Genomic DNA, 21,369 nt, shown 5'->3' with positions numbered 1-21,369 from the left:
GTGCGCACGCCGCGGCCCCCGACGCCGTCCGACCGACCGCCCGACAACCGGCACCGGGGGCGGGGGCGGGGGCGGGGGCGGGGGCGGGGGCGGGGGCGGGGGCGGCCGGGCCCGGCTACTCCGGGAGCAGTTCGGCGCGGCGGTCGGCGACCTCCTGGTGCAGGGCGTCGCGCACCGCCCGTACAGCGGGGTGGGTGACCGCCTCCCGCCGGACGGCCAGCGTGATCGGCAGGCGGATGTCGACCTCGTCGGCCAGCAGCCGCCGCAGCCCAACCCGACCGGTGAGGAAGGCCGGCAGCACGCCGATGCCGGACCCCAGGCGGGTGGCTTCGAGCTGTGCGAAGACGTTCGTGGAGGAGAACGCGGGGGTGACACCCGGCAGATGGCGTTCGATGTCGAGGTCGCCGACCTGCAGCATCGACTCGATGTAGAACACCAGCGCGTGGTCCCGCAGGTCGGCGACCGTCCCGGGGGACCCGCAACGCGCGAGGTACTCCTCGCTGGCGTACAGGCCCAGCGCGTAGTCGGTGAGGTGCTCGGTCACCAACCGGCTCCTGGGCGGCCTGCCGATCGCCAGGGCGAGGTCGAAACCGGCCGGGCGCAGGGTCAACTGCCGTGTGGCCGTGATGAGTTCGACCTGAAGTCCGGGGTGGTGCCGGCGCAGCCGGGCCAGTGCCGGGGTGACGACGAGGGTGCCGAAGCCGTCCGGGGCGCTCACCCGGACGGTGCCGTGGAGGGACGGCGCGTCCTGACCGGACACCGCGTCGACGACGTGGACGAGGGCGTCCTCGATCGCGCGGGCGCCCTGGGCGACGGCCTTTCCGGCCTCCGTCAGGGCCCAGCCCTCGGTGCCGCGTTCCATCAGCCGCACGCCGAGGCTGCGCTCCAGCGCGGTGATGCGGCGGGACACCGTGGTGTGGTCCACGCCGAGCGCGTCGGCCGCCGCCACCAGGCGCCCGGTGCGGGCGACGGCCAGCAGGTAGCGGAGGTCGTCCGCGCGGAGCCTGCGCGGGTCGATCCCGCCGCGGTCTGGCTGCGGCGGTGGGGCCGGATCCTCGCCGACCGGGCCGGAACGGGGGTGCACCCGGCCAGCGTATCTGCATTTCTGCACACCAGGTCTGCGCGATTGACGATTGAACGCACAACGCGCGGGCGTCACAGTCGAACCCGCGCCGGGCGGAGCGCCCACCCACCCTCCCCCACCGTCGAGAGGTCCTCCATGGTTGCCAGCCTTTCCCTGCCCCGGATCCTGCGCGTCGGGCCGGGCGCCGCCGAGGAGTTGGGCGACGTCATCCTCGGGCTGGGGCTGAACCGCCCCCTCGTCGTCACGGACGCGTTCCTGGTCGGGACGGGCGCGGCGGAGCGCCTGACGGCCACTCTGCACAAGGCCGGTCTGCACCCGCGGGTGTTCTCCGACACCGTGCCCGACCCGACGACCGCCTCCCTGGCCGCGGGGGTGAAGGCGCTCGACGAGCACGAGGCGGACTCGGTCATCGGCTTCGGCGGCGGCAGCCCCATGGACACCGCCAAGGCCCTCGCCCTGCTCGGAGTCCAGGGCGGCCACATGCGCGACTTCAAGGCGCCGCGCGTCAACGTCGGGCCGGCGCTGCCGGTGATCGCCGTCCCCACCACGGCCGGCAGCGGATCGGAGGCGACCCAGTTCACCATCATCACCGACAGCGCCACCGACGAGAAGATGCTCTGCCTGGGCCCGGCGTTCCTGCCGCTCGCCGCGGTGGTCGACGTGGAGCTGACCATGTCGATGCCGCCCCGGCTGACCGCCGACACCGGCATCGACGCCCTCACCCACGCCGTCGAGGCGTACGTGAGCCGCAAGGCCAACCCCTTCTCCGACAGCCTCGCCCTCACGGCGATCGGCACCATCGGCCGCCACCTGCGCCGCGCCTACGCGGACGGGTCCGACGCCGTGGCCCGCGAGGCCATGATGCTCGCCGCGACCCAGGCCGGCATCGCCTTCTCGAACTCCAGCGTCGCCCTCGTGCACGGCATGAGCCGCCCGATCGGCGCCCACTTCCACGTCGCGCACGGCCTGTCCAACGCGATGCTGTTCCCCGCAGTGACCGCCTTCTCCGTGTCCGCGGCGCCCGGCCGGTACGCCGACTGCGCCCGCGCGCTGGGCGCGGCGACCGCCGCGGACTCCGACGACGCGGCCGCCGACAAGCTCGTGGACGCGCTCCGCGTCCTCTGCCGGGACCTGGAGGTCCCCACGCCCCGTGTGTACGGCGTCGACGAGGCCGCCTGGAAGCGGCTGACGCCCCTCATGGCCGAGCAGGCCCTGGCGTCCGGCTCCCCCGCCAACAACCCCGTCGTCCCGACCGCCGAGCAGATCCAGGACCTCTACGCCCGGATCTACGGCTGACCGCGGCGCCGTGCCCCGTTGCGCCCCGGCCGGAGCGCATCGGGCCCCCTGGCCGGAGCACATCGCGGCACTCCGGCCGGAGCGCATCGGGGGCGCCCCGGCCGGGGCAGCCGCGTCAGTGCGCCGTCGCCGGGGTGTCGACGAGGAGGTCGAAGGCGAGGCCGCTGGAGCCCTCGCCGCGGCCGGTGCCGCGTTTGGCGCTGAGCCAGACGCAGACCCGCCCGTCCCGCCAACGGGTCCGGTTGTAGGCGACGGCGAGCCGGGTGCCGGACTGCGGGACCTCCTCCTGGTTGACGAAGTACGACTGCGGCGGCGTCGCGTCCAGGCCCTCGCGCAGCAGCGAGGTCCGCGGTTGGACGGGCGGCAGCACGTCGACGACGTTCGGCATCGCCGCACGCTGGAGCTGGATGGTGCGGTTGTCCCCGGGGACGTGCACCGGGATGAACGGGATCCAGTGCTCCGGGACGGAGTTCATCGCCTCGTACGCGATCGGCGCGAGCGGGCCGCCCGGCGCGGTGGGCGGGTGCAGCCGCAGGTGCCGGGCCTGGATCCCGGCGGCGACCTCGCTGCCCCGGCGTCCCTCGCCGGTGGCCCGCGGGACGGTCAGTTCGATGCCCCACACCAGGTTCGCGTTCTCGTCGCGGATCAGCGACACCTCCTCCAGCGCCGGGCCGTCGGCGACCTTCGGCACGCTGGCGGGCAGGAACAGGCCGGTGTCGGCGGCCGCGCCGGGGGCGCTGTCGATCGTGTCGAGGGTGAACATCGACCAGCGCTGCCAGTCGTCGTCGAGCCCGGTGCCCGCCGGGGTGATCCACAGCCGCTCGCCGAACACGTCGGTGACGGCGAGGCCCTGGATCGTCGCCACGGTGCCGACCGGCAGCTCGCACGGGAGTTGGAACCAGTCGTTGCTGTAGACCAGCGCGAACTCCAGGAAGACCAGCCGGGCCAGGTCCGTGCTGTCCGGCGACACCGCGGCGAAGTTGGTGGCGCCGTCCTCCACCGCCCACCAGCGCGGCAGCGGCATGCCCGCGTACCGGAGCGGCGCCGGGAACACCGTGCGGTTGATCGGCGGCAGCGGCGGCTCGGTGCCGCCGACCGGGGCGGCCGGGTCGAGCGAGAAGGCGTGCCAGTCCAGTTCGCCGCCCGGGTACTCCTGCGCGGTGAGGACCTTCTCGCCGCCGCCCGGGGCGGAGCCGGCCACCGAGAAGCGGTGCTCCAGCCGGCGCGGGTCCCAGGCGCCGTCGGCGTCCGGCTGGTCGATCAGGTCGTCGAACCAGGCGACCAGGCGGTCACCGAGCGCGTCGAGCGCGGGGCGGTGCAGGTGCAGCAGGTCGCTGATGCCGTCCGATGCGTGACCGCCGTCCTTGAGGTGGCGGTAGAGCAGGTAGCCGTCCATCCGGCGCCCGGCGACGGCCTGCAGGGTCGACCAGACCTCCGGGTCGGCGACCCGGGGGGCGTCGGCGTCCGTGGCGGGGTCGGGCAGCGCGATCGGGTACAGCCGGACGTACTGGCCGCGGAAGTCGAAGGCCACGCTGCCCAGCACCGGGGAGCGGCCCAGCAGCTTGAGCCACCGCCGGCCGATCGCCAGCCGCAGGTCGAAGGCGATCCGGTCGGCGCCCGCCACGAACGGCACCGGACGCCGTTCGGCCAGCGCCTCCAACGGCCGGTCCGGCGGCAGCGGTTCGGGCGTCCCGCCGGCCGGGCGGAAGCGGCTGGGCCGGGCGACGGCGATCGAGTAGGTCGCGGTGACCGGCGAACCGCCGTCGCTGCCGCGGAACTCGCCGAGCTGCCACTGCCTGGTCAGCAGCCAGAGCGGGTCCCGCACTTCGGCGCGCAGCGCCCGCTCGAAGTCGGTGGTGCGCGGCCGGCCCTCCAGCCGGTTCCACACCCCGACGGCCGGACGGTCCCGGGCGGCGAGCGCCTCGGCCAGGTTGTCGATGCGGGGCTCAGGCATGGGCGGCCTTCCAGCGCTGGTTGGCGATCGCGAGGTCGGTGGAGATCGTGATCGGCTGCCGGGTGGCGGACATGACGGTGGCCGGGAGCAGTTGGGCGTAGGCCGTGCCGTCGAGGTGCTCGGGTTCGACGCCCCGGGACTTGGCCAGGTCGAGGGTCTCCCCGATCGCGGCGATCAGGTCGTCGGTGTTCCAGGTGCCGGTGCGCACCGGCGGCACGACCAGCAGCATCGCCTGCGGCGGTTCGGAGTCCGGTCCGTCGTAGTGCAGCGCGATCCCGGTGGTCTCGCGCTCGGCGGGGATGACCTCCGTCCACTCGTCGAGCAGCAGGCCGACCTGGGTGGGCGGGGGGATCAGCGGGTCCGACGCGTAGTGGGCGGTGAACAGCACCTTGTCCTCGGTGATGGCCGTGCCGGGCTTGAACTCCATGGCCAGCCAGTGGTCGTCCGGCCGGTACGGGAGCTGGATCGGCACCAGCTGCGGTTCGGCGGACTGCAGCAGGTCGCCGAGGATCCCGCCGGGCCCGCGCAGGGCGTCGCTCAGCACGACGGCCTTCTCCCACAGGCGGGGCTTCTCGCGGACCCGGGCGATGCCGTGCGCCCAGTCGTCGACGGGGAAGTCCCGGCCGAACGGCGGCTGGGTGAGGTGCTGGACGAGCTTGCCGCTGTCGGCGCGGGCCTTCGTCCAGTCCGCGGCGAGCTGCGGGTCGGGGGTGAACTCCGGTACGGCGAGGACGTCCTGGCCGAGGAGGGCCTTGAGTGCGTCGGTCGCCGCCCCAACCCGGTCCGGCCCGGTGACGGCCGCGTCGTGGGCGGCGAGGGCCGTGTCCGCGGCGGCGAGCCGGGCGAGGACCTCGGTGCGCAGCGCGGTCGCGCGGTCCAGCAGGTCACGCCCCAGCAGGACGACCCGGTCCTGGAAGGGCCGGAGGCTGAGGTCGGTCGGGTCGAAGTCGGTCAGCGGGAGCTTGGCGGCGACTTCGGCGAGCAGGCCGCTGAGGGTCGTCCGGATGGTCCTGGCCTCGGACCTGAGCGACTGCAGCTTGGCGTTGAAGGCCTGCCGCCGGTTGGCGACGACGGCGCGCATGGTGGCCGGCTGGGCGGGCAGCGGTGCGGTGGGCTTGGTGGCGACCAGGCGTTCCGCCTGTTGGAGCAGCCGGAACCGTTCGGCGGCGGAGGTGGCGGCCGGCAGCGCGTCGTAGCCGGCGAGCAGCGCGTCGGCCCTGGTCAGCGCCCCGGTCATGCGGTCCGCGGCCACGGCCACGGCGGCCAGGACGTCGGTGAAGACGCCGCGGCGCCACATCGCGAGTTCGCCCCAGCCGCTGCGGACCATGCCGAAGCCGGAGGCCGTGGTGACCAGTCCGGCGTATCCGGTGAGCAGGGTGTCGACGGCGGCGAGGATCCGGTCGCGCTGGGGCTGGGCGTCGGCCGGGTAGAGCGGTGCCAGCGTGGCGAGGTAGTTCTCGACGTTCTTGCGCAGGGCGTCCAGGGAGGCGCGGACCGCGGCGGGGCGCTCCCGGGGCAGCGAGACGGCCGTGTCGGCGGCCCGGCCGGCGGGGGCGGGGCCGGAGGCGGGCACCAGGTCGCTGGGGCGCAGCGGTCGGGCGGTGGTCAGCAGTGAGCGCAACGCGGCGATCAGCGGGGAGAGTTCGAAGAAGGTGATCCGGCCGGCGACCCGGTCGGTGTAGCGGATGGTGAGTTCGGCGTCGGGCCGGGGGTTGTCCGTGGCGAGGACGACGCCGACGATGCGGTCGTCGAGGTCGGTCATGGCGCCTTCGCCGACCGGGCGCAGCGCCCAGAGCAGGTCGATCGGCTGCAGGCCGGTGTCGGCCTGGGTCACGGCGCGGCTGCGGGGCTGTCCGGTGAGCGGGTCGGTCCAGGTGACCTGGGCGACGACGGTGACGGGGGCCGGGAGCAGGGCGGGCAGCCAGGCGTTGACGGCGGGTTCGGCCTGGGCGCGGGGGGTGTTGTGGGACAGCGGCGGTGCGCCGGCGTCCGGGGGGAGGCCGGGGGTCAGGCGCAGGCCGAGGCGGTGGGTGAGGGTGGTGCCGCTGCGGGGTGTGGCGACGACGGCGGGTTCGGGGGGCAGGCCTTCCTTGGCGTACGCGTCGAGCGTCGCGGAGGCGCGTTCGGGGTTGCCGAGCAGCGCCTGGTGGGTGCCTTCGGCGACGGCGAGGTCGGCGAGGGCGTCGTGGACGTCCAGCAGTCCCAGGACGGCCCGGTCGACGACGCCCTGCTGGGTGTCGTCGAGCCCGGGCAGGCCGTCCAGGCCGAAGGGGTAGGTGTTCGGGGCGTCGCCGCGGGTCACGCGGCGTACGAGGGCGAGGCCGTCGATGACGTTGTGGGCCTCGATCTGTTCGATCGCGAGGGGTTTCGTCGGGTCCGGCTGGTCGGCCTGGTGCGGGACGGTCTGGGCGATCCGGCCGGCCCGGAGGGGGAACTTCAGGCGCAGGGCGGAGATGACGAAGTCGACCTCGGCCCGTTCGTGGCTGTCGTGCAGGGCGCGCTCCAGCCGGTAGCCGAGCAGGGCGCCCAGGGACTGGCCCTGGCGCATGCCGTCGAGCAGGCCGAGCGCGATCCGGACCCGTTCGGAGCTGAGGTTGACCGCGAAGGACCCGGGGTTCTGCGGTGAGCCGTTGGCGAGGTAGCCGGCGCGCAGGACGGCCGCGGTGCGGGCCTGGGCGGGTGACGGGGCGTGCAGGTGGCCGCCGTTCTTCTCGTCGTGCATCAGCGGCCGGCTGCCGCGGAAGACGTCGGCGAGGGGGCCGGTCGGGGTGACTTCCGTGAGCTGCCGCTCGCGGGGGCGGACGTCCTCCAGCCAGCCGTACGCGCCCAGGTGGAGGCCGCGTGCGGCGGGGGCGGTGCCGTCGGGGCCGTACCGCAGTTCGGCGAGGCGTTCGTTGGCCAGGCCCAGGCGCCAGGCGTCGAGCCGGTAGGTGGCGCAGTCCAGGTGCTCGGCCAGGACGCGTTCCAGTCGGGCGGTGGGCAGGGTGGCCAGCAGGTCGAGGGCGTCGGCCTGTTCGGCGAGGCGGGCGGTGCCGGGGGCGGTGCCGAGGACCCGGGGGATGTGGTCGACGACCAGGCGGTCCGGGTTTCCGGTGATCTCCGGCGCGGGTGAGTAGAGCCGCCGGAACCGGCTCTCGCTCGGGATGCCCTGCCCGGGCTGCGGGATCCTGACGTGGATGAACGCCGGGTCGGCGGCGGCGATCTCGGCGGGGGTGGCGACGCCGGCGGCGATGGCCAGTTCGGTGGCGGCGTCCGCCCAGCCGAGCAGCGGCGCGTGCCGCAGCAGGAGGTGGAGCAGCGCGGAGGGCCGGTCGTCCTCGGGGAAGCCGGCCTCGGTGCGGACGGTCTCCAGGTCGGTGCGCGCGTGGGCGGCGAGCCACTGCAGGTAGTTGGCGCCGTCGGTGGTGTACGGCCGGACCGGGTCGGTCTCGGAGAGCGGGCGGTCGTCGACGGCCGGGGCGAGCAGCGGGTGCTGGGTGTCGAGGAACAGGCGGCGGATCAGGTCCGGGTCCTGGGCGGGGCCGGCGTCGGGGTGGCCGAGGCGGGTCAGCAGGGCGCGGATCGGGTCGGGCATGTGCAGTTGCCGTTCCAGGGCGGTCAGGACGGTCGGGCCGAGCGCGCCGAGGTTCTCCCGGTTGAAGATGTCCTCGACGCTCTGCGCGTACCGCTGGTAGTACTCGGCCGAGGTGGGGTGCAGCGCGAGGATGTCCAGCAGGTGCTGGTGCGCGTCGTCGGCCCGGCCGCCGAGGTGGGCGACCTTCGCGGCGGCGGTCTGCCAGTCGGCGGCGGCGGCCTGGAGCACGGTGTGCAGGCCTCGGCGGTGGGTCGCGGTGGCGGCGGTGTCCGGCCAGGCGAGCCGGGAGAAGGCGGTGGTGGGCAGGATTCCGTACGGCTGTCGGCCGATCCTGACCGCGGGGACGGGGCCGCGGCCGGAGACGTGGCGGAGGTAGAACTGCCGGGTCCGGTCGACAACGGCGCGGCTGAGGATCGGGTGGAGCGTGGTCTGCAGGTGGTAGCCCCAGGTCGCGGGCCACAGGGCGGTGTCGGCGGCACGGGCGTCGCGCTGGTCGGTGCCGTCGGCGTTGGGCATGCCGGCGAGGTCGGCCGGGTCGAGGCCGAGCAGTTCGGCGAACCACTGGCCGTCGGTGCGGGTCGTCCAGTCGGTGCCGGCCTCGGCAGCCCGCAGGCCGGTGGCGGAGCGCAGGCCCGCGTCGGCCTCCTGGGCGCGGTCGAGGCCGGCGGGTGCCTGGGCGGTGTTGTTGGTCGGGGTGCCCTGGGGCAGCAGGCTGAGCCCGGCGGGGCTGCGGAGTTGGCGGGTGAGCTGGGCGGTGAGGTCGGCGGCGGACTGGTCCGGGGTGGACCGCCGGCGCAGGCCGAGCACCACCAGCCGGTCGAGGCCGCCGCGGAGGTCGGCGGTGAGCTGGATGCGGAAGCCCATGCCGACGGTGACGGCCCGGCCGAACTCGGTCAGCCAGCGCAGTTCGTCGGGGACGGTCATCACGCCGGTGGTCTCGTCGACCGTCAGGTGGTCGTCGGAGCCGGGGTCGGGGCTCACCGACAGGCTCGCCGGGACGGGTTCGCCGTCGAGGTCGACGACCTTGCGGCCGCCGGCCCAGCCGAGGACGCGGAAGTGGTCGGGCAGCAGGCCTGCGCGGGCCGCGACCGTCCAGGACTGCGGGGCGATGCCGGAGGCGGGCGGGCGGGGCACGACCAGGAAGGCCACCAGGGCGGCGTCGCCGGTGGCGACCGCGGCCGCCTCGATGCCGGCGGGTCGGCGGGCGCGGATCGCCGCCGCCCTGGTCGGGCCGACGGCGGCGAGCAGCGCGGCGTCGGCCGTGCGCAGCGCGACCCGGTCGCCGTGGGCGCGCCAGACGGCCGTCCAGTAGTCGGCGGTGGGCCCGCGGTCGTCGGCGGGGAGGGCGGTGTCGCTGAGGACGACGAGCACGGTGGCGCCGGCGGGGACGGGCACCGGCCGGTCGGCCGGGTTGGCCGGCCGGTGGTCGCGCAGCAGCCAGCCGGCGCGGCCGGCGGCGATCCGGCCGACCAGTTCGTGCCAGGCGGCCCGGTCGCCGACGGCGGCGCCGCCGGTGCGCCACAGGGCGGTCCAGTAGGCGTCGAGTGCGCCGAGTTCGGCCTCGGTGGGCCGCGGTTCGAAGGAGTCGACCGACCACTCGTCGGGGAAGACGCGGACCAGCAGTTCGGTGGCGGTGAACCTGGTCTCGATCCGCACCGGGCCCAGCAGGACCGGGTAGTCGTCGCTCAGGTCGTTGTCGGCCATACCGGGAGCATCTCCTGTGCGTGGACGGCGACCATGACCGGCGCCTGGAAGAGGATGTAGGCGATGTCGGCGGAGCTCAGCCGGGAGTACCAGAGCGGCAGCGCGTCGTCCTCGGTGCGCTGCTGCTGCTTCTCCTGGTCGTCCTCGGAGCCGTCGAAGGGCGCGAGCGGGACGTGGGTGGCGTCGGTGAACTCGATGAAGCCGAGGTGGTCGGGATCGACGTGCTGCCAGGTGAGGTCGTTCCACACCTCGACCGGCGGCAGGGGGCCCTCGGGTTCGTCGACGCCGAAGCGGGGTTCGCCGGGGCGTTCCTTGAGGACGAAGAACCAGCCGAGGTCGCCGGGGGGCTTGCCGCGGGCCTCGGCCGCGTCGAGGTCGAAGCCGAGCAGGTAGATGTCGGGTTCGACCTTGGCCTCGTAGAGCGGCAGCCGGACCAGATCGGCGGTCGGGTGGTCCTCGTCGGGCAGCGGGGCGGGGACGCGTTCGCCGGTGGTGACCGGGTTGCCGTCGTCGTCGAGCGGCCAGACCGCCCTGTGCGCGTAGACCGCCGTGTTCGGGTACTTCTTCAGCAGCTCGCCGCGGATGACGAGCACCAGGTCCTCCTTCTGCGTGGTGCCCTGCTGTTGCCGGTTGTCGTTCTGGCCGAGCAGGGCGGCGGGGCCCCAGCGGTGGATCGGCCGGATGTCGTACAGCCGCTCGCGGCGCTGCTCGGGGGTCTCGCCGGGCGGTGAGAGGACGGCGCGCGGGTCCCAGAACTGGCGGAACGGGGTGCCGCGCTGGTCGGTCGGGTACTCGCGCCAGAGTATCTCCCGGGCCATCTCGTGGTTGAGGCCGACCAGGAAGGACTCGATGAAGCGGCGGTTGTTGGCGAGCAGGGTGATGGAGTTCGCCGGGATCAGGTTCAGGTTGGGCGCGAACACGTCCACCGAGAGGTCGATCAGCGACTGGTACATCGGCAGGTCGATCACCGGGTAGGCCATCGCCTCGATGAACTCCTCGGCGAACGGCCGCAGTCGGTCGGGCAGGTCGACCGCGCCGAGCAGGCTCCTCGGGACGGTGGTGTCCGAGCGAAGCCGGGACAGCACCGCATCGGTGGTCCCGGCGACGCCGAGCCGCTCCCGGACGGCCGGCTTCCCGACCGCGGCGGACGCGTCCCAGCCCGCGTAGAGCTCGTTCAGCGCGCCCTTGAACCGCTGGGCCTCGGGGCTGTCCCGGTCGCCGCCGGTGGTCGGCGGGACGGGGTCGCCGATCTCCTTGATGACGAAGTCCGGGCTCTTCGGGAGGGAGCCGACCGGGTCGGCGGGGGCCGCCGCCCGGACGCCGACCACGGGGTGCAGCACCTGGTCGAGCTGGCCCGGGGTCACCAGGGCGGCGGGTTTGACCTTGGGTGCGGCGGCGGTGACCGCTGCGGTGGCGGCGTCCATCCGCGGCACCAGTGCCTCGCGCGGCTGGTCCGGCGGGAAGGTGAGCGAGCGCATCAGCCGGGCGCCGGGGCGGGTGAGGCGCCGCATCGGGGCGGACAGCGGTGCCGCGGCGACCCGGCTGGTCGCCACCTGGAAGCCGACGGCCAGCTGCTCCGCCGCGTCGGTCCCGTCGGTCCCGTCCGACGCGTCCGCCCGGTCCGGCCCGGCGGGCCGGCCGGTCGGGGTGGTCGCCGGGGTGGTGACCCGGGGGTGTGCGGGCGCCGTCAGGGTCAGGTACTTGCCGGTGGGCGGCGGCGCCACCGCGCCGGCCGGTGCGGCGGGCGGTTCCAGGTGCCTGACCTGGAGCCGGTGCCCGACCTCGCGGGCGAGCTGGGCCTCGCGGATCCGCGCGTTGGCCTGCAGCACGTCGCCGATCTGGGCCCAGGCGGCGTCCATGAACTCGTCCTGCCGGGCCTGGACGACCCGGGTGCCGAAGTTCGCGGCGACCCGGTAGCGCGGGTCGAGGTTGAGCCGGTGCACCCAGGCGCGGTTGGCGGGCGAGGGCAGCGGGTGGCCGGCGTCGTCGACCAGCAGGCGGGAGGTGAGCGCGTGCCAGCGGCCGTACAACGGCGGGGTGATCACCGGGTCGACCCCGGCGGACAGCGCCTGCGCCTGGTCGCCGGGCAGCGCGGCGTGGGCGGCCGCCGGCGTGCGGTCCCGGTAGGCCTCGGCCAGGTTGACCAGGTTGGCGAGCGCCTGCTGGAAGGGGTGCGGGTAGGGCGCGGCGGGCGCCGGCTTGTCGTACCAGTTGTCCCAGTTCTCCCAGTCGTCGACCGGCTGCTCGGGCAGTTGGAGCGCGCCGCCGAGCCGCAGCACGCCGCCGATCGAGGCCGGGGTGGTGATCGGCGGCAGGCCGGGACCGGCCGGTCGGTGGACGTCCATGTCCCGGCGGCCGACCTCGGGGGCGGGGCGGCGCGGCTGCAGCAGCCGGACGAGGTACTCGAAGTCGCCGGTGGCGCCGGTGGTGAAGGACCACCGGTGGTAGTAGGGCAGTCGGCCCTCGCCCTTGCGGTCGGGGTAGGGCGGGCCCCAGGCGGAGTACAGCGCGCCGGGGGCGAGGGCCGGGTCGAAGCCGAGCCCGGCGAGACGGCCGGTCTCGAAGGCGGGCACCAGGAACGCCTCGTACGTCCGGTCCTGCTGGAGGTGGCGCGGGCAGACCAGCCGGGAGCAGGCGCGGTCCGGGTCGGTGCGCAGCACCTCGGCGAGCGTCTGCAGCACCTGGTCGCCGGGGCCGGAGAGCTCCCGGGCCACCTGGTCGTCCAGCGAGCCGTGGACGTGGACGTGTGCCCAGGCCCCGAGTTGGTCCGCCGGGGGCAGGGCGTTCGGGTCCTTGACGGTGACGAACGGCAGGGGTGCGCCGCCGCTTCCCTCGTCGAACTCCGCGGGGGCGCCGGACGGGTCGCTCTTCGCGGCCAGGACGACGAGCGCCAGCCAGGGGGCGAGGCGGTCGGTGGAGCCGTCGGGCCCGGCCGGGCTGTAGCGCCAGAGGAAGTCCTCGTCGTAGAACTCGATGTGCGCGAGGTAGTTCGGCTCGACGTTGGTGGTGCCGGGTTGCGGCTCCCGCCGGGAGATCGCGCGGGCCTCGACGCCGACGACGTCGCCGGGCCCGTAGAGCTGCACGGGGCGTTCGACGGGCCGGGACAGCGGGGAGCCGTCCAGGGCCTCGCCGCTCAGCAGGAGTTTGACCGGGATGGTGGCGCGCGACGAGCTGCCCGGGTCGCCGGTGATCCGGGTGGAGAGGCCGGAGCGCAGCCAGGGCAGGAAGGAGTAGCCGTTCGCGGTCATGCGCCGCTCCCGTCGAACAGCTCGGTGGCGGCGGTGAGTTCGGTGGCCGTCGGGTCGGCGGCGGCCAGGCCGGAGCGGGTGGCGCCGCCGGTGACGAGCACCTTGGTGTCGGGGAGCACCGCGGCGGCGAAGGCCCAGCGGCCGGTGAGCAGGCCGGCCCGGGTGGTCCAGGTGTCGGAGGCCGCGTCGTAGGCGACGACGCTGCGGTAGCCGGCCTCGTCGGGGTCGCTGCCGGTGCCGCCGATCACCAGGACCTTGCCGGGGCCGAGGGCGACGGCCCGGTGCTGGGCGCGCCCGGCGGGCATGTCCCGTGCGGCGGTCCAGGCGCCGGTGGCGAGGTCGTACGTCTCCGCCGTCCGTCGGCTGAGCGGGTCGAAGGTGCCGTCGTCGCCGGCGCCCGGTGCGCGGCCGCCGGTCACCAGCACGGTGGTGTCGGACAGCGCGGTGGCCTGGTGCAGGGCGCGCGGTCGCAGCAGGTTCCCGGTCGGGGTCCAGGTGGCGCGGTCCGGGTCGTAGAGCTCGCAGAAGGCGAGGGCGGGGTCCCGGTCGGTGCCGACGGCGGCGGTGCCGCCGACGACCAGCACCTTGCCGTCCTTGAGCGCCACGGCGGGGTGCCCGGAGCGGGCGTCGGTCATGTCGCCGACGGTCGTCCAGCGGGTGGCGTCGGTGGTGGCGGCCGGGTCGTACAGTTCGGCGGAGCGCAGCGCCCGGGTGGTCCGGCCGGCCCGGACCGCCGTGCCGCCGGCGACCAGGACCTTGCCGTTCGGCAGCAGGACGGCGCTGTGGCCCCAGCGGGCCTGGTTCATGGTGCCGGCCGGGCTCCAGGTGTCGGCCGTCGGGTCGTAGACCTCGGCCGAGGCCAGGCCCGGTGCGGTGGAGCCGCCGATGCCGCCGGTGACCAGGACCTTGCCGTCGGCCAGGGCGGTGACGGTGTGCAGCCGCCGGGGCGAGGGCTGGGTGGCGGTGGCCTTCCAGGTGTCGTCGGCCGGGTTGTAGACGGCGGCCCGGCCGAGTGCGGCCCCGCCGGCGTCCGCGCCGCCGACGACCAGGACCTTCGTGGTGCCCTTGAGCACGACCGGTCCGTCGTGCTGCCCGTACCAGGCGGTGGCCCCGGTGAGGTCGTGGGCGGTGGTCCACTTCGCCGCGGCCACCACGGTGGGACTGGTCATGGTGTCGAACCTTCCGTCGTCAGGGGACGTACAACTCGGCGGTGGCGGCGAGTTCGACCGGGTCGGGGCCGGGGGCGGCGGCGCCCGCCAGGGCGGTGCCGCCGGCCACCAGGACCCGGCCGTCCGTCAGCTCCACGGCGGCGAAGTCGGACCGGCCGGTGGCCAGGTGCCCGGTGGCCGTCCAGGTGCCGAGGGCGGGGTCGAGGACGGTCACGCTGCGGTGGCCCGCCTCGCCGGCCGGGCCGCCGGTGCCGCCGACGAGCAGGACCAGGCCGGAGCGCAGGGCCAGGCAGCGGTGTGCGCGGCGGCCGCCGGGCATCGGGCCGAGGGCCGTCCAGGTGCCGGTGGCCGGGTCGTAGACCTCGGCGGTGGCGAGGCTGCGCGGGTCGTGGCCGTCGGGGCCGGCCACCGCGTCGCCGCCGGTGACCAGGACGCGGCCGTCGGCCAGCAGGGTGGCCTGGTGGCCCTTGCGGGCGGTCAGCAGGCTGCCGGTCGGGGTCCAGGAGCCCGTCGCCGGGTCGTGGAGTTCGCAGTGGGCGAGGGCGGCGTCCGGGCCGCCGGTCGGCAGCGCGCCGCCGACGACCAGGACCTTGCCGGTCTTCAGCAGGACGGCCCGGTGCCCCGTCCTGGCGTCGGTCATCGACGGGCCGGTGGCGGACCAGGTGCGGGTCACCGGGTCGAGCAGTTCCACGGTGGCCAGCGCCCGGCCGGCGCCGTCGGTGCCGCCGGTGACCAGCAGCCTGCCGTCGGTCAGGGCGGTCGCCGCGTGACCGTGGCGGGCGGTGGCCAGCGCGTTCGCGGTGGGCGTCCAGGTGCCGGGGGCGGGGTCGAAGACCTCCGCCGTGCCGAGGACCCCGCCGTCGGCGGAGCGGCCGCCGGTGACGACCACCCGGCCGTCGCCGAGCCTGGTCGTGCCGTGCCCGCGGCGGGCGGTGGCCGGCGGCGGCGCGGCCGTCCAGGTGGCGGAGACCGGGTCGAACAGGGCGGCGGCGGCCAGTGCGCCGCCGGTGGCGTCCTCTCCCCCGGCCACCAGGACCTTGCCGCTGGTCAGCCGGACGGCCTCGACGCCGCGGGCGGCGGTCGGCGGGCTCCCGGCGGCGGACCAGCTCCCCGGGGTGGCCGGGGTGCCCACCGCCTCCTCCTCCGGGATGACGTGCAGCCGGTCGGCGAGGCTACCGTCGTGGCGGATCCAGTCGGCGAGGGCGTCCTCCGCCGTCGTCCGGCTGCGGAAGGTCGCCGCGGCGAGGCTGCCGGTCGGCGGATGGGCCTGGACGTTGTTGCGGAGGTTCGCGACGACGTAGCGCCGGTCGGTGAGCCGTACGGTCTCGTCGGCGGGGAAGGGCCGGCGCAGCCCGGCCTCCCGTTGGGAGACCGGTGAACGGCTGGTGGCGCTGCCCTGGAGCAGCTGGTTGAACACGGCGGGGCTGACGTCGTGGAAGCGCTTGGGTGCGGCGACGGCGGAGCGGGCCGCCATCGGGACGACCCGCCGGGCGTCGGCGGCGGTCGCGGGCACCCCGCTGTCGATGACGTGCAGTTCGTACCGGGCGCTGCGGCGGACGACGCGCGGTGAGAGCAGGGTGCCGGCGGCCGCGGTCAGCTCCAGGCCGGCGTCCTGGTTCTCGTAGGCCGGCCGGGAGAGCTTGGCCGCGTCGTCGAGGTCCTGGAACTGGGCCATCGCGAACTTGTCGCCGGTGACGGAGACCCGCGTCAGGCCGCTGTCCGGCGCGGGGGCGATGCTGAACCGCCGGCCGTCGCCCGGCCGCTGGGCCCCGATCCGGTCCAGCCGGACGTCCAGCGGGATCGCGCGCTGGCGGACGAAGAGCGTGCCGAGCGGGTGGAGGACCAGCTGGTCGGTGTCGGGCAGCTGCCGCAGGGTGACCAGGGCGTTGGCGCCGCCGGAGGGCAGTCTGGTCTGCCAGCCCTCGGTCTTGGCGAACTCGCCGGCCAGCAGCGGGAGCACGGCCACCGGGGGCAGGGTGGTGTTGTGCTCCTCGCCCCAGGAGATGTCGAAGTCGGCGGAGATCTCGAAGAACAGCAGGGAGATGGAGCCGCGGCCGTGCGCCCGCCAGGGCGAGGGGCCCTCCAGTTCGAAGTTCAGGTCGATGCCGAAGACGCCGACGCCGAAGGCCTTCAGGGTGACCCCGGCGGAGATCGCGATGGTGAACGCGAACGGCGAGAAGCGGAACAGTGCGTCGAAGGAGAGGTGGCCCTCGATGCCGAACCCGCCGAAGCCGAGCCGCAGTTCGGCCGCCGCGCCGAACTGGACGGTGTTGCTGGTGACGGCGAAGTAGCCGGAGACCCGGATCAGTTGGCCCGGCCGGTTGAGGATGTCCACCGAGAGCCGCTTGGGCACCGGGAAGGGCAGCGGCGGCGGCTTGAAGGAGGGGTGGAAGCCGCCGACCGTCAGGACGAATTCCGGTGAGTCGCCCCAGGCGACCAGCAGGCCCATGCCGCCGTCGATGGTCATCATGAGGACGTGCGAGTCGAAGAGTTCGGCGAAGAACCAGAGCCTCGACTTGTCGACCTCCAGCGCGCCCACGAAGTCGACCTGGAGTGCCAGCAGCGGCAGGTCCTCGCTGGGCAGGACGCACTTGAGCACGCCGAGGACGGCGATGTTCCCGGGCGGGATCTCGATGACGACCCCGAGTGAGACGCTGACCAGCGTGGGTGTCCCCCAGCCGATCTTCGCCATCGGCCCGATCAGGAACCGGCCTTCCTCGGGCGGGAAGAAGCGGCGCAGGTCGGAGAGGATCCGGGGGGCGTTGGCGATGACGTCCCGCGGGAACATCACCGACTCGACCGCGCCGGTGCGCACGCCCTCCGCCAGGGCCTGCAGGTTCATCGCGCGGTTGAGCCCGATCAGTCCGCCGACCGCGAGCAGGGTGAACCCGTAGCCCAGTTGGATGCCGGTGGCGCCGAAGTCGGTGGTGATCACGATCAGCAGCGAGAAGCCGTCGCTGCCGTCGGGCATCCGGGTGCTGATCAGACCGATCGCCTTGAGTTCGACCAGTCCGGCGAACTCCAGGTCCAGGGCGCCCGCGTACTCGCCGTGGTCCGGGTCGAAGTACAGGTACCCGCCGCCCTTGACCGGCCCGGCGTCCACCGAGAGGCCCACGCCCTTGGGCGGCTTGAAGCCGAAGGAGAGGTCGACCGGGCCGAGGTTGCCGTCCCCCTTGGGCCGCAGGGCCACGTCGGCGTTGAGCCCGATCTGCTCCACGACGGCCGTGACCGGGCCCAGTCGGGCGCGGAAGGACACGCCGAGGCCGATCGGCAGCCCGTCGGCGTTCGGCGAGGCGGAGATGGTCAGGCCCTGGATCTCCAGCGGGCCGAGCTCCAGGTGCGCCGGGAGCTGGATCTCCAGGTTGGACGTGCCGCGGAAGTAGAAGCCCTGCCGGTAGGAGACGCCGACGGTGAGGTCCGCGCCGAGGGTGAACCCGCCGCTGGGCAGGACGGCGCCGACGAAGCCGTCCGCGCCGGCCGGGGAGAAGACGAACTCCAGCCCTTCCAGGCCGAACTCGGCGAAGAAGTCGACGGCCTCGCCGACCAGCCGGACCCCGCCCGCGCCGGAGATCCGGCGCAGCTGGAGCCTGGTGCCGTCGGCCCTGCCGAACAGCACCCGCGGGGCGTCGGCCGGGCCCGACCGCTCCACCCGGACGTCGATCGCCCCCTTGGCGTGGACCGGCCCGGTGGACGACTCGAAGCCGAGGACCATCTCGATGCCGCGGCCGGGCCGCACCAGCAGCGCGACGCCGCCCTGGAGGTCGAGGTCGCCGCGGATGGTGACGGCGATGTCCGGGCCCAGGTCGAACCGGAAGCCCTGGCGGCCGGTGAAGGAGGGCATGAGCGCGAGCCCGGGCGGGGCGCCGGCGGCGGCGGGCAGCGGCAGCAGGCGGACGGCGGCGGTCATCTCGGCGGTGGGCTGGACGCGTTGGAAGAGGACGGCGGCGAGCGTCTTCGGATCCGGCGCGAGCGGGTCCGGAGCGGAGCCCTGGACGGCCAGCGCCGTCGAGGGCGGGACCGTCCCGGTCTCGACGTCGGCGCCGATGGTCCGCAGCAGGTTGTCGAGCTGGGAGAGCAGCGCCGGGTGGTCGAAGTCGGCGGTGCCCCAGCCGAAGGCGTCCTTCAGCACCTGCGCCGGGTCGGTGAGCGCCCGGGGCAGGTCGCCGAGGTCGAGGCCGAGGTGCATGTACGGCGGGCGGTTGCCGACGGCCGGGGCGTACCCGGCCTTGATCACGCCGAGGCTTCGCAGGGCGAAGCCGAGGTCGGGGTGGTAGCGCTGCAGGTAGCCGACGATCAGGAAGTCGAGGAGCTGGCCGGGGAAGAGGGTGAGGAAGCCGTCCGCGCGCAGGGCGTCGGGGATGGACGAGGGCGGTGCGTCGGTGATCGCGTGGATGCCCTTGATCAGCGCCTGGACGGCACCGAGCGCCCGCTTCACGTCGTCCGGCGAGAAGGAGGCCGACGCGGAGGCGCCGCCGTCGCCGACCGTCCCGTCGACGTTCAGCCCGCCGTCGCCCAGCAGGGTGTGCAGGCTGTCGTAGAGCGTCTCGACGGCGTTGCGCAGGTCGACGAAGGGCTGCGGGACGTCGGTCGCGATCCAGCCCAGGCGGCGCAGCAGCGCGGTGAAGGCGGCGGGGGTGGCCAGCCCGTCGCGCAGCGGCAGCAGCGCCTGCCCGACCTCCGCCAGGATCCGCTCGAAGGTGCCCGGCTCACTCATGCTTCTTCGCCTCCTTCTTGGACTCCGGGTAGAACTTCCTGTCGAGGAGCGCGTGGAAGGTGGGGTCGACCCGGTTGACGATCAGCCAGGCGCAGACGTGGCAGAAGTCCGTCGAGCCCCGGCGCATCTTGCAGCGGCCGGTCGGCCGGTAGTGGGCGCCGGCGAAGGTGGCGCCGCCCTCGAAGATCCCGATCGTCCGGGCGGACTTGCAGGGCGGGCTGAAGTCGGGGATGTCGACGGGGTTGTCGTCCTCCTTGTCGTTCTTCTGGACGTGGTCCGGGTTCTGGTTGAGCGGATCCCGGTGGTCCCGGAGGTACTTGAGCACGTCCGGCTCCACCACCAGGAGCGGCTGGTGCTGGTTGTCCTTCAGCGGGACGAAGGCGATCGAGCCCTTCACGAAGGTCGGGAAGGGCGCCGTCCCGGCCCGGGTGAGGATGATCGCGCCCTCCGCCGGGAGGACCCGGCCGACGATCAGGCCCTCCAGGTAGTGCGCGGCGCCGACGTCCAGCGGGAGTTGCCGGCCGAACGGCGCGATGCCGAAGTTGCGCAGCCGCACCTCGGTGAAGAGCTTCTGGGCCAGCTGCCACTCCGCGATGTTGCGCGAGCCGATGGTGATCTTGATGCCCTGGACCGGGCTGGTCACGTTCACCGAGTCGGTCAGCAGGACCGCGGCGGAGCGGATCCGGGGCAGCTGCAGCCATTTGACCTTGGCCGGGTCGATGTGCCGGTCCGGGTCGTCGCCCGCGCGCAGGAAGCCGAGCACCGACACGTTGTCGCCGAACAGGTCCGCCGACTGCTTCGCGTCCGTGCCGTCGCCGTCGAACTCCTCGTACTCGTCCGACAGGTTGAAGCTGTGGCCGAACTCGTGCGCCACGGTCTGGACGATGTCGTCGAAGTCCACCTCGATGTCGGGCGGTGGGTCCCGGCGCTGCTCGCGCTTGTCCGTCGCGTTGGCGTAGACGTAGGAGAGCTGCGGGAGTCTGTTCATCGTCTGGGCCGTCACCGTGCGGCCGTTGAGGTTCGTCCCGCCGATCAGGCCGTCGTTGACGATCAGGGCGATCAGGCCCCGACTGGGCTGGAAGCGCGAGCCGTCGGGCAGCCACTGGGCGCCGACCGGGGCCGTGGAGCCGGTGGGCTTCAGGCCGCCGACGAAGCGCAGCAGCGTGTTGGCGGGATTGACGTGCGACCCGTCCAGGTAGAGCTCGGGCGGGTGCCGGCGCGGGTCGAGGGTGAGGTTGCGGGTCGGCTCGTTCCGGTAGAACTCCTGCAGCCTGGCGACGAAGGCCGTCACCGCCGCGGAGTGCCTGGCGTCGTCGGGGGGTTTGGGCACCGGGTCCGTGCCCGAGGCCCGGTCGGCCAGCCGGTTGCCCAGGTGGAAGCCGAAGAAGGTGTCCCGGGCGTGCAGGATGCCGACCGACTGGTGCGCCTTCCAGGCCTTGACGAGGTCCTCGGTGATCTTGTGCGGATCGATGTCGAGGTCCTGGTCCTGCCACGTCGCCGGGAGGTTGCTCCGGCTGTCCCCGCGCATGGGCAGCCCGACCCGGCGGACCAGCTCCTCCAGCGTGTAGAGCGTGCCGCCACCGATCCGCTTGGTCGGGATCGGGTAGCCGGAGCCCGTCGCCCGGCCCGCCTCGACCGTCTCCTCGCCCGCCGAGACCCGGAACCCGCAGGTGACGGTGTGCTGTTGGGAGGGGGTGAAGGCCTTGAAGGCGTTGAAACTCGCGCGCAGCATGCCGTACGGCTCGTGCGCGGGCTTCTCGAACATCTCGTGGACGGTGCGGGTGACGATCTCGTCGAACTTCGCACGGTCCTGCTCGCGGAACCCCTCGGCGAGGAACAGCACGTTGTGCTTGTCGCCGAGGGCCGCCGGGTCACCCCCGCCCAGCTCCCACGTCAGCGCGTGCTGCGCGGTGTAGTCCGTCACCCACACGTCGAGCAGTTGCGCGCCGCCCAGGCCCGGGAACAGGCCGGAGAGCACCCACGGCGTGCCCGGCTGGGTGGGCAGCACGCCCCGGACCCGGCCGGTCGGCGACACGACGAGCTGCCGGGTGTCGGCCGGCACCAGCTGGACGTATCCGTGCCCGGTGATGTCGCCGATCAGGTCCGTCCCGGCGCCGGCGTCGTCGCTGAACTTCGCGTACAGCGACGGCTGGGTGTGCGCGACGGTGGCGTCGAGTGCGGTGGTGACCGAGTCGTTGCCGAACCACCAGCCGACGACGGACCGGTGGACCTGGAGCCGGCCGACGAGGTACTGGTTCCCGAAGTGGGCCTGGAAGAGGAAGACCCCGGGAGTCGTGGCCGTGACCCTCCCGGTCGCCTTGTCGAACGTCGGCAACCCCTCGAATCGGTGCTCCTTCGCGTTGAACGGCGCGAAGAAGTCGAACTCGCACTGACCGGAGGGCACCGCGGTGACCACGAAGCCGTTCGTCGCGGGCGTGGCCTCCTTGCGCGTGGCCAGGGTCAGGACGAGCGGCGGTGTGCCGCTCAGGGCCATGTGCAGGTCGCAGTGCGGAAACAGGAGGAGATCGAGGTCGGTCACGGAGGCTTCTCCTGTCTGCCGTCCACGAGTTGGGCCCACCGGAGCCGACACCGGCGCCGATGATCCGTAACCATACTGATGGCCACT

General features: G+C 74.3%; 8 protein-coding genes. 1 reads left to right on the top strand and 7 read right to left on the bottom strand.

All coding sequences use genetic code 11. From position 1 onward, the window contains the following. Window positions 1-115: 115 nt before the first annotated feature. Entirely contained in the window at window positions 116-1,084 is a 969-nt protein-coding gene (locus ABT048_RS35970) for a LysR family transcriptional regulator (RefSeq protein ID WP_350525821.1), read from the bottom strand. 135 nt (window positions 1,085-1,219) lie between these two features. On the opposite strand from ABT048_RS35970, the gene ABT048_RS35965 reads away from it, so the two are divergent. Further along, the gene (locus tag ABT048_RS35965; protein ID WP_350525820.1) at window positions 1,220-2,380 is read left to right on the top strand and encodes an iron-containing alcohol dehydrogenase; all 1,161 of its coding nucleotides are present in this window, start codon (window positions 1,220-1,222) and stop codon (window positions 2,378-2,380) included. Window positions 2,381-2,495: 115 nt separating this feature from the next. Here ABT048_RS35965 and ABT048_RS35960 read toward each other — a convergent pair whose 3' ends face one another. Genes ABT048_RS35960 through ABT048_RS35935 form a run of 6 tightly spaced genes read right to left on the bottom strand, consistent with a single transcriptional unit; the run spans window position 2,496 to window position 21,282 of the window. Then, entirely contained in the window at window positions 2,496-4,334 is a 1,839-nt protein-coding gene (locus ABT048_RS35960) for a hypothetical protein (protein WP_350525819.1), read from the bottom strand. After that, window positions 4,327-9,612 (bottom strand): hypothetical protein, encoded by a 5,286-nt coding sequence (locus ABT048_RS35955; RefSeq protein WP_350525818.1) that lies wholly within the window; start codon window positions 9,610-9,612, stop codon window positions 4,327-4,329. The genes ABT048_RS35960 and ABT048_RS35955 overlap by 8 nt, the downstream gene beginning before the upstream one ends. Beyond that, complete coding sequence (locus ABT048_RS35950) at window positions 9,594-12,860, bottom strand: hypothetical protein (RefSeq protein ID WP_350525817.1); 3,267 nt, start codon at window positions 12,858-12,860, stop codon at window positions 9,594-9,596. The genes ABT048_RS35955 and ABT048_RS35950 overlap by 19 nt, the downstream gene beginning before the upstream one ends. Next, a complete protein-coding gene (locus ABT048_RS35945; protein WP_350525816.1) occupies window positions 12,857-14,029 on the bottom strand; it encodes a Kelch repeat-containing protein in 1,173 nt (390 codons plus the stop codon). Before ABT048_RS35945 ends, ABT048_RS35950 begins: the two co-directional genes overlap by 4 nt. A 19-nt stretch (window positions 14,030-14,048) precedes the next feature. Beyond that, entirely contained in the window at window positions 14,049-18,743 is a 4,695-nt protein-coding gene (locus tag ABT048_RS35940) for a DUF6603 domain-containing protein (RefSeq protein WP_350525815.1), read from the bottom strand. Next, the gene (locus ABT048_RS35935) at window positions 18,736-21,282 is read right to left on the bottom strand and encodes a M64 family metallopeptidase (protein WP_350525814.1); all 2,547 of its coding nucleotides are present in this window, start codon (window positions 21,280-21,282) and stop codon (window positions 18,736-18,738) included. Before ABT048_RS35935 ends, ABT048_RS35940 begins: the two co-directional genes overlap by 8 nt. Window positions 21,283-21,369 lie beyond the last annotated feature (87 nt).

The organism is Kitasatospora sp. NPDC096140 (assembly GCF_040303045.1).
Taxonomy (GTDB): domain Bacteria; phylum Actinomycetota; class Actinomycetes; order Streptomycetales; family Streptomycetaceae; genus Kitasatospora.
This window is presented reverse-complemented; position numbering and strand designations above follow the sequence as displayed.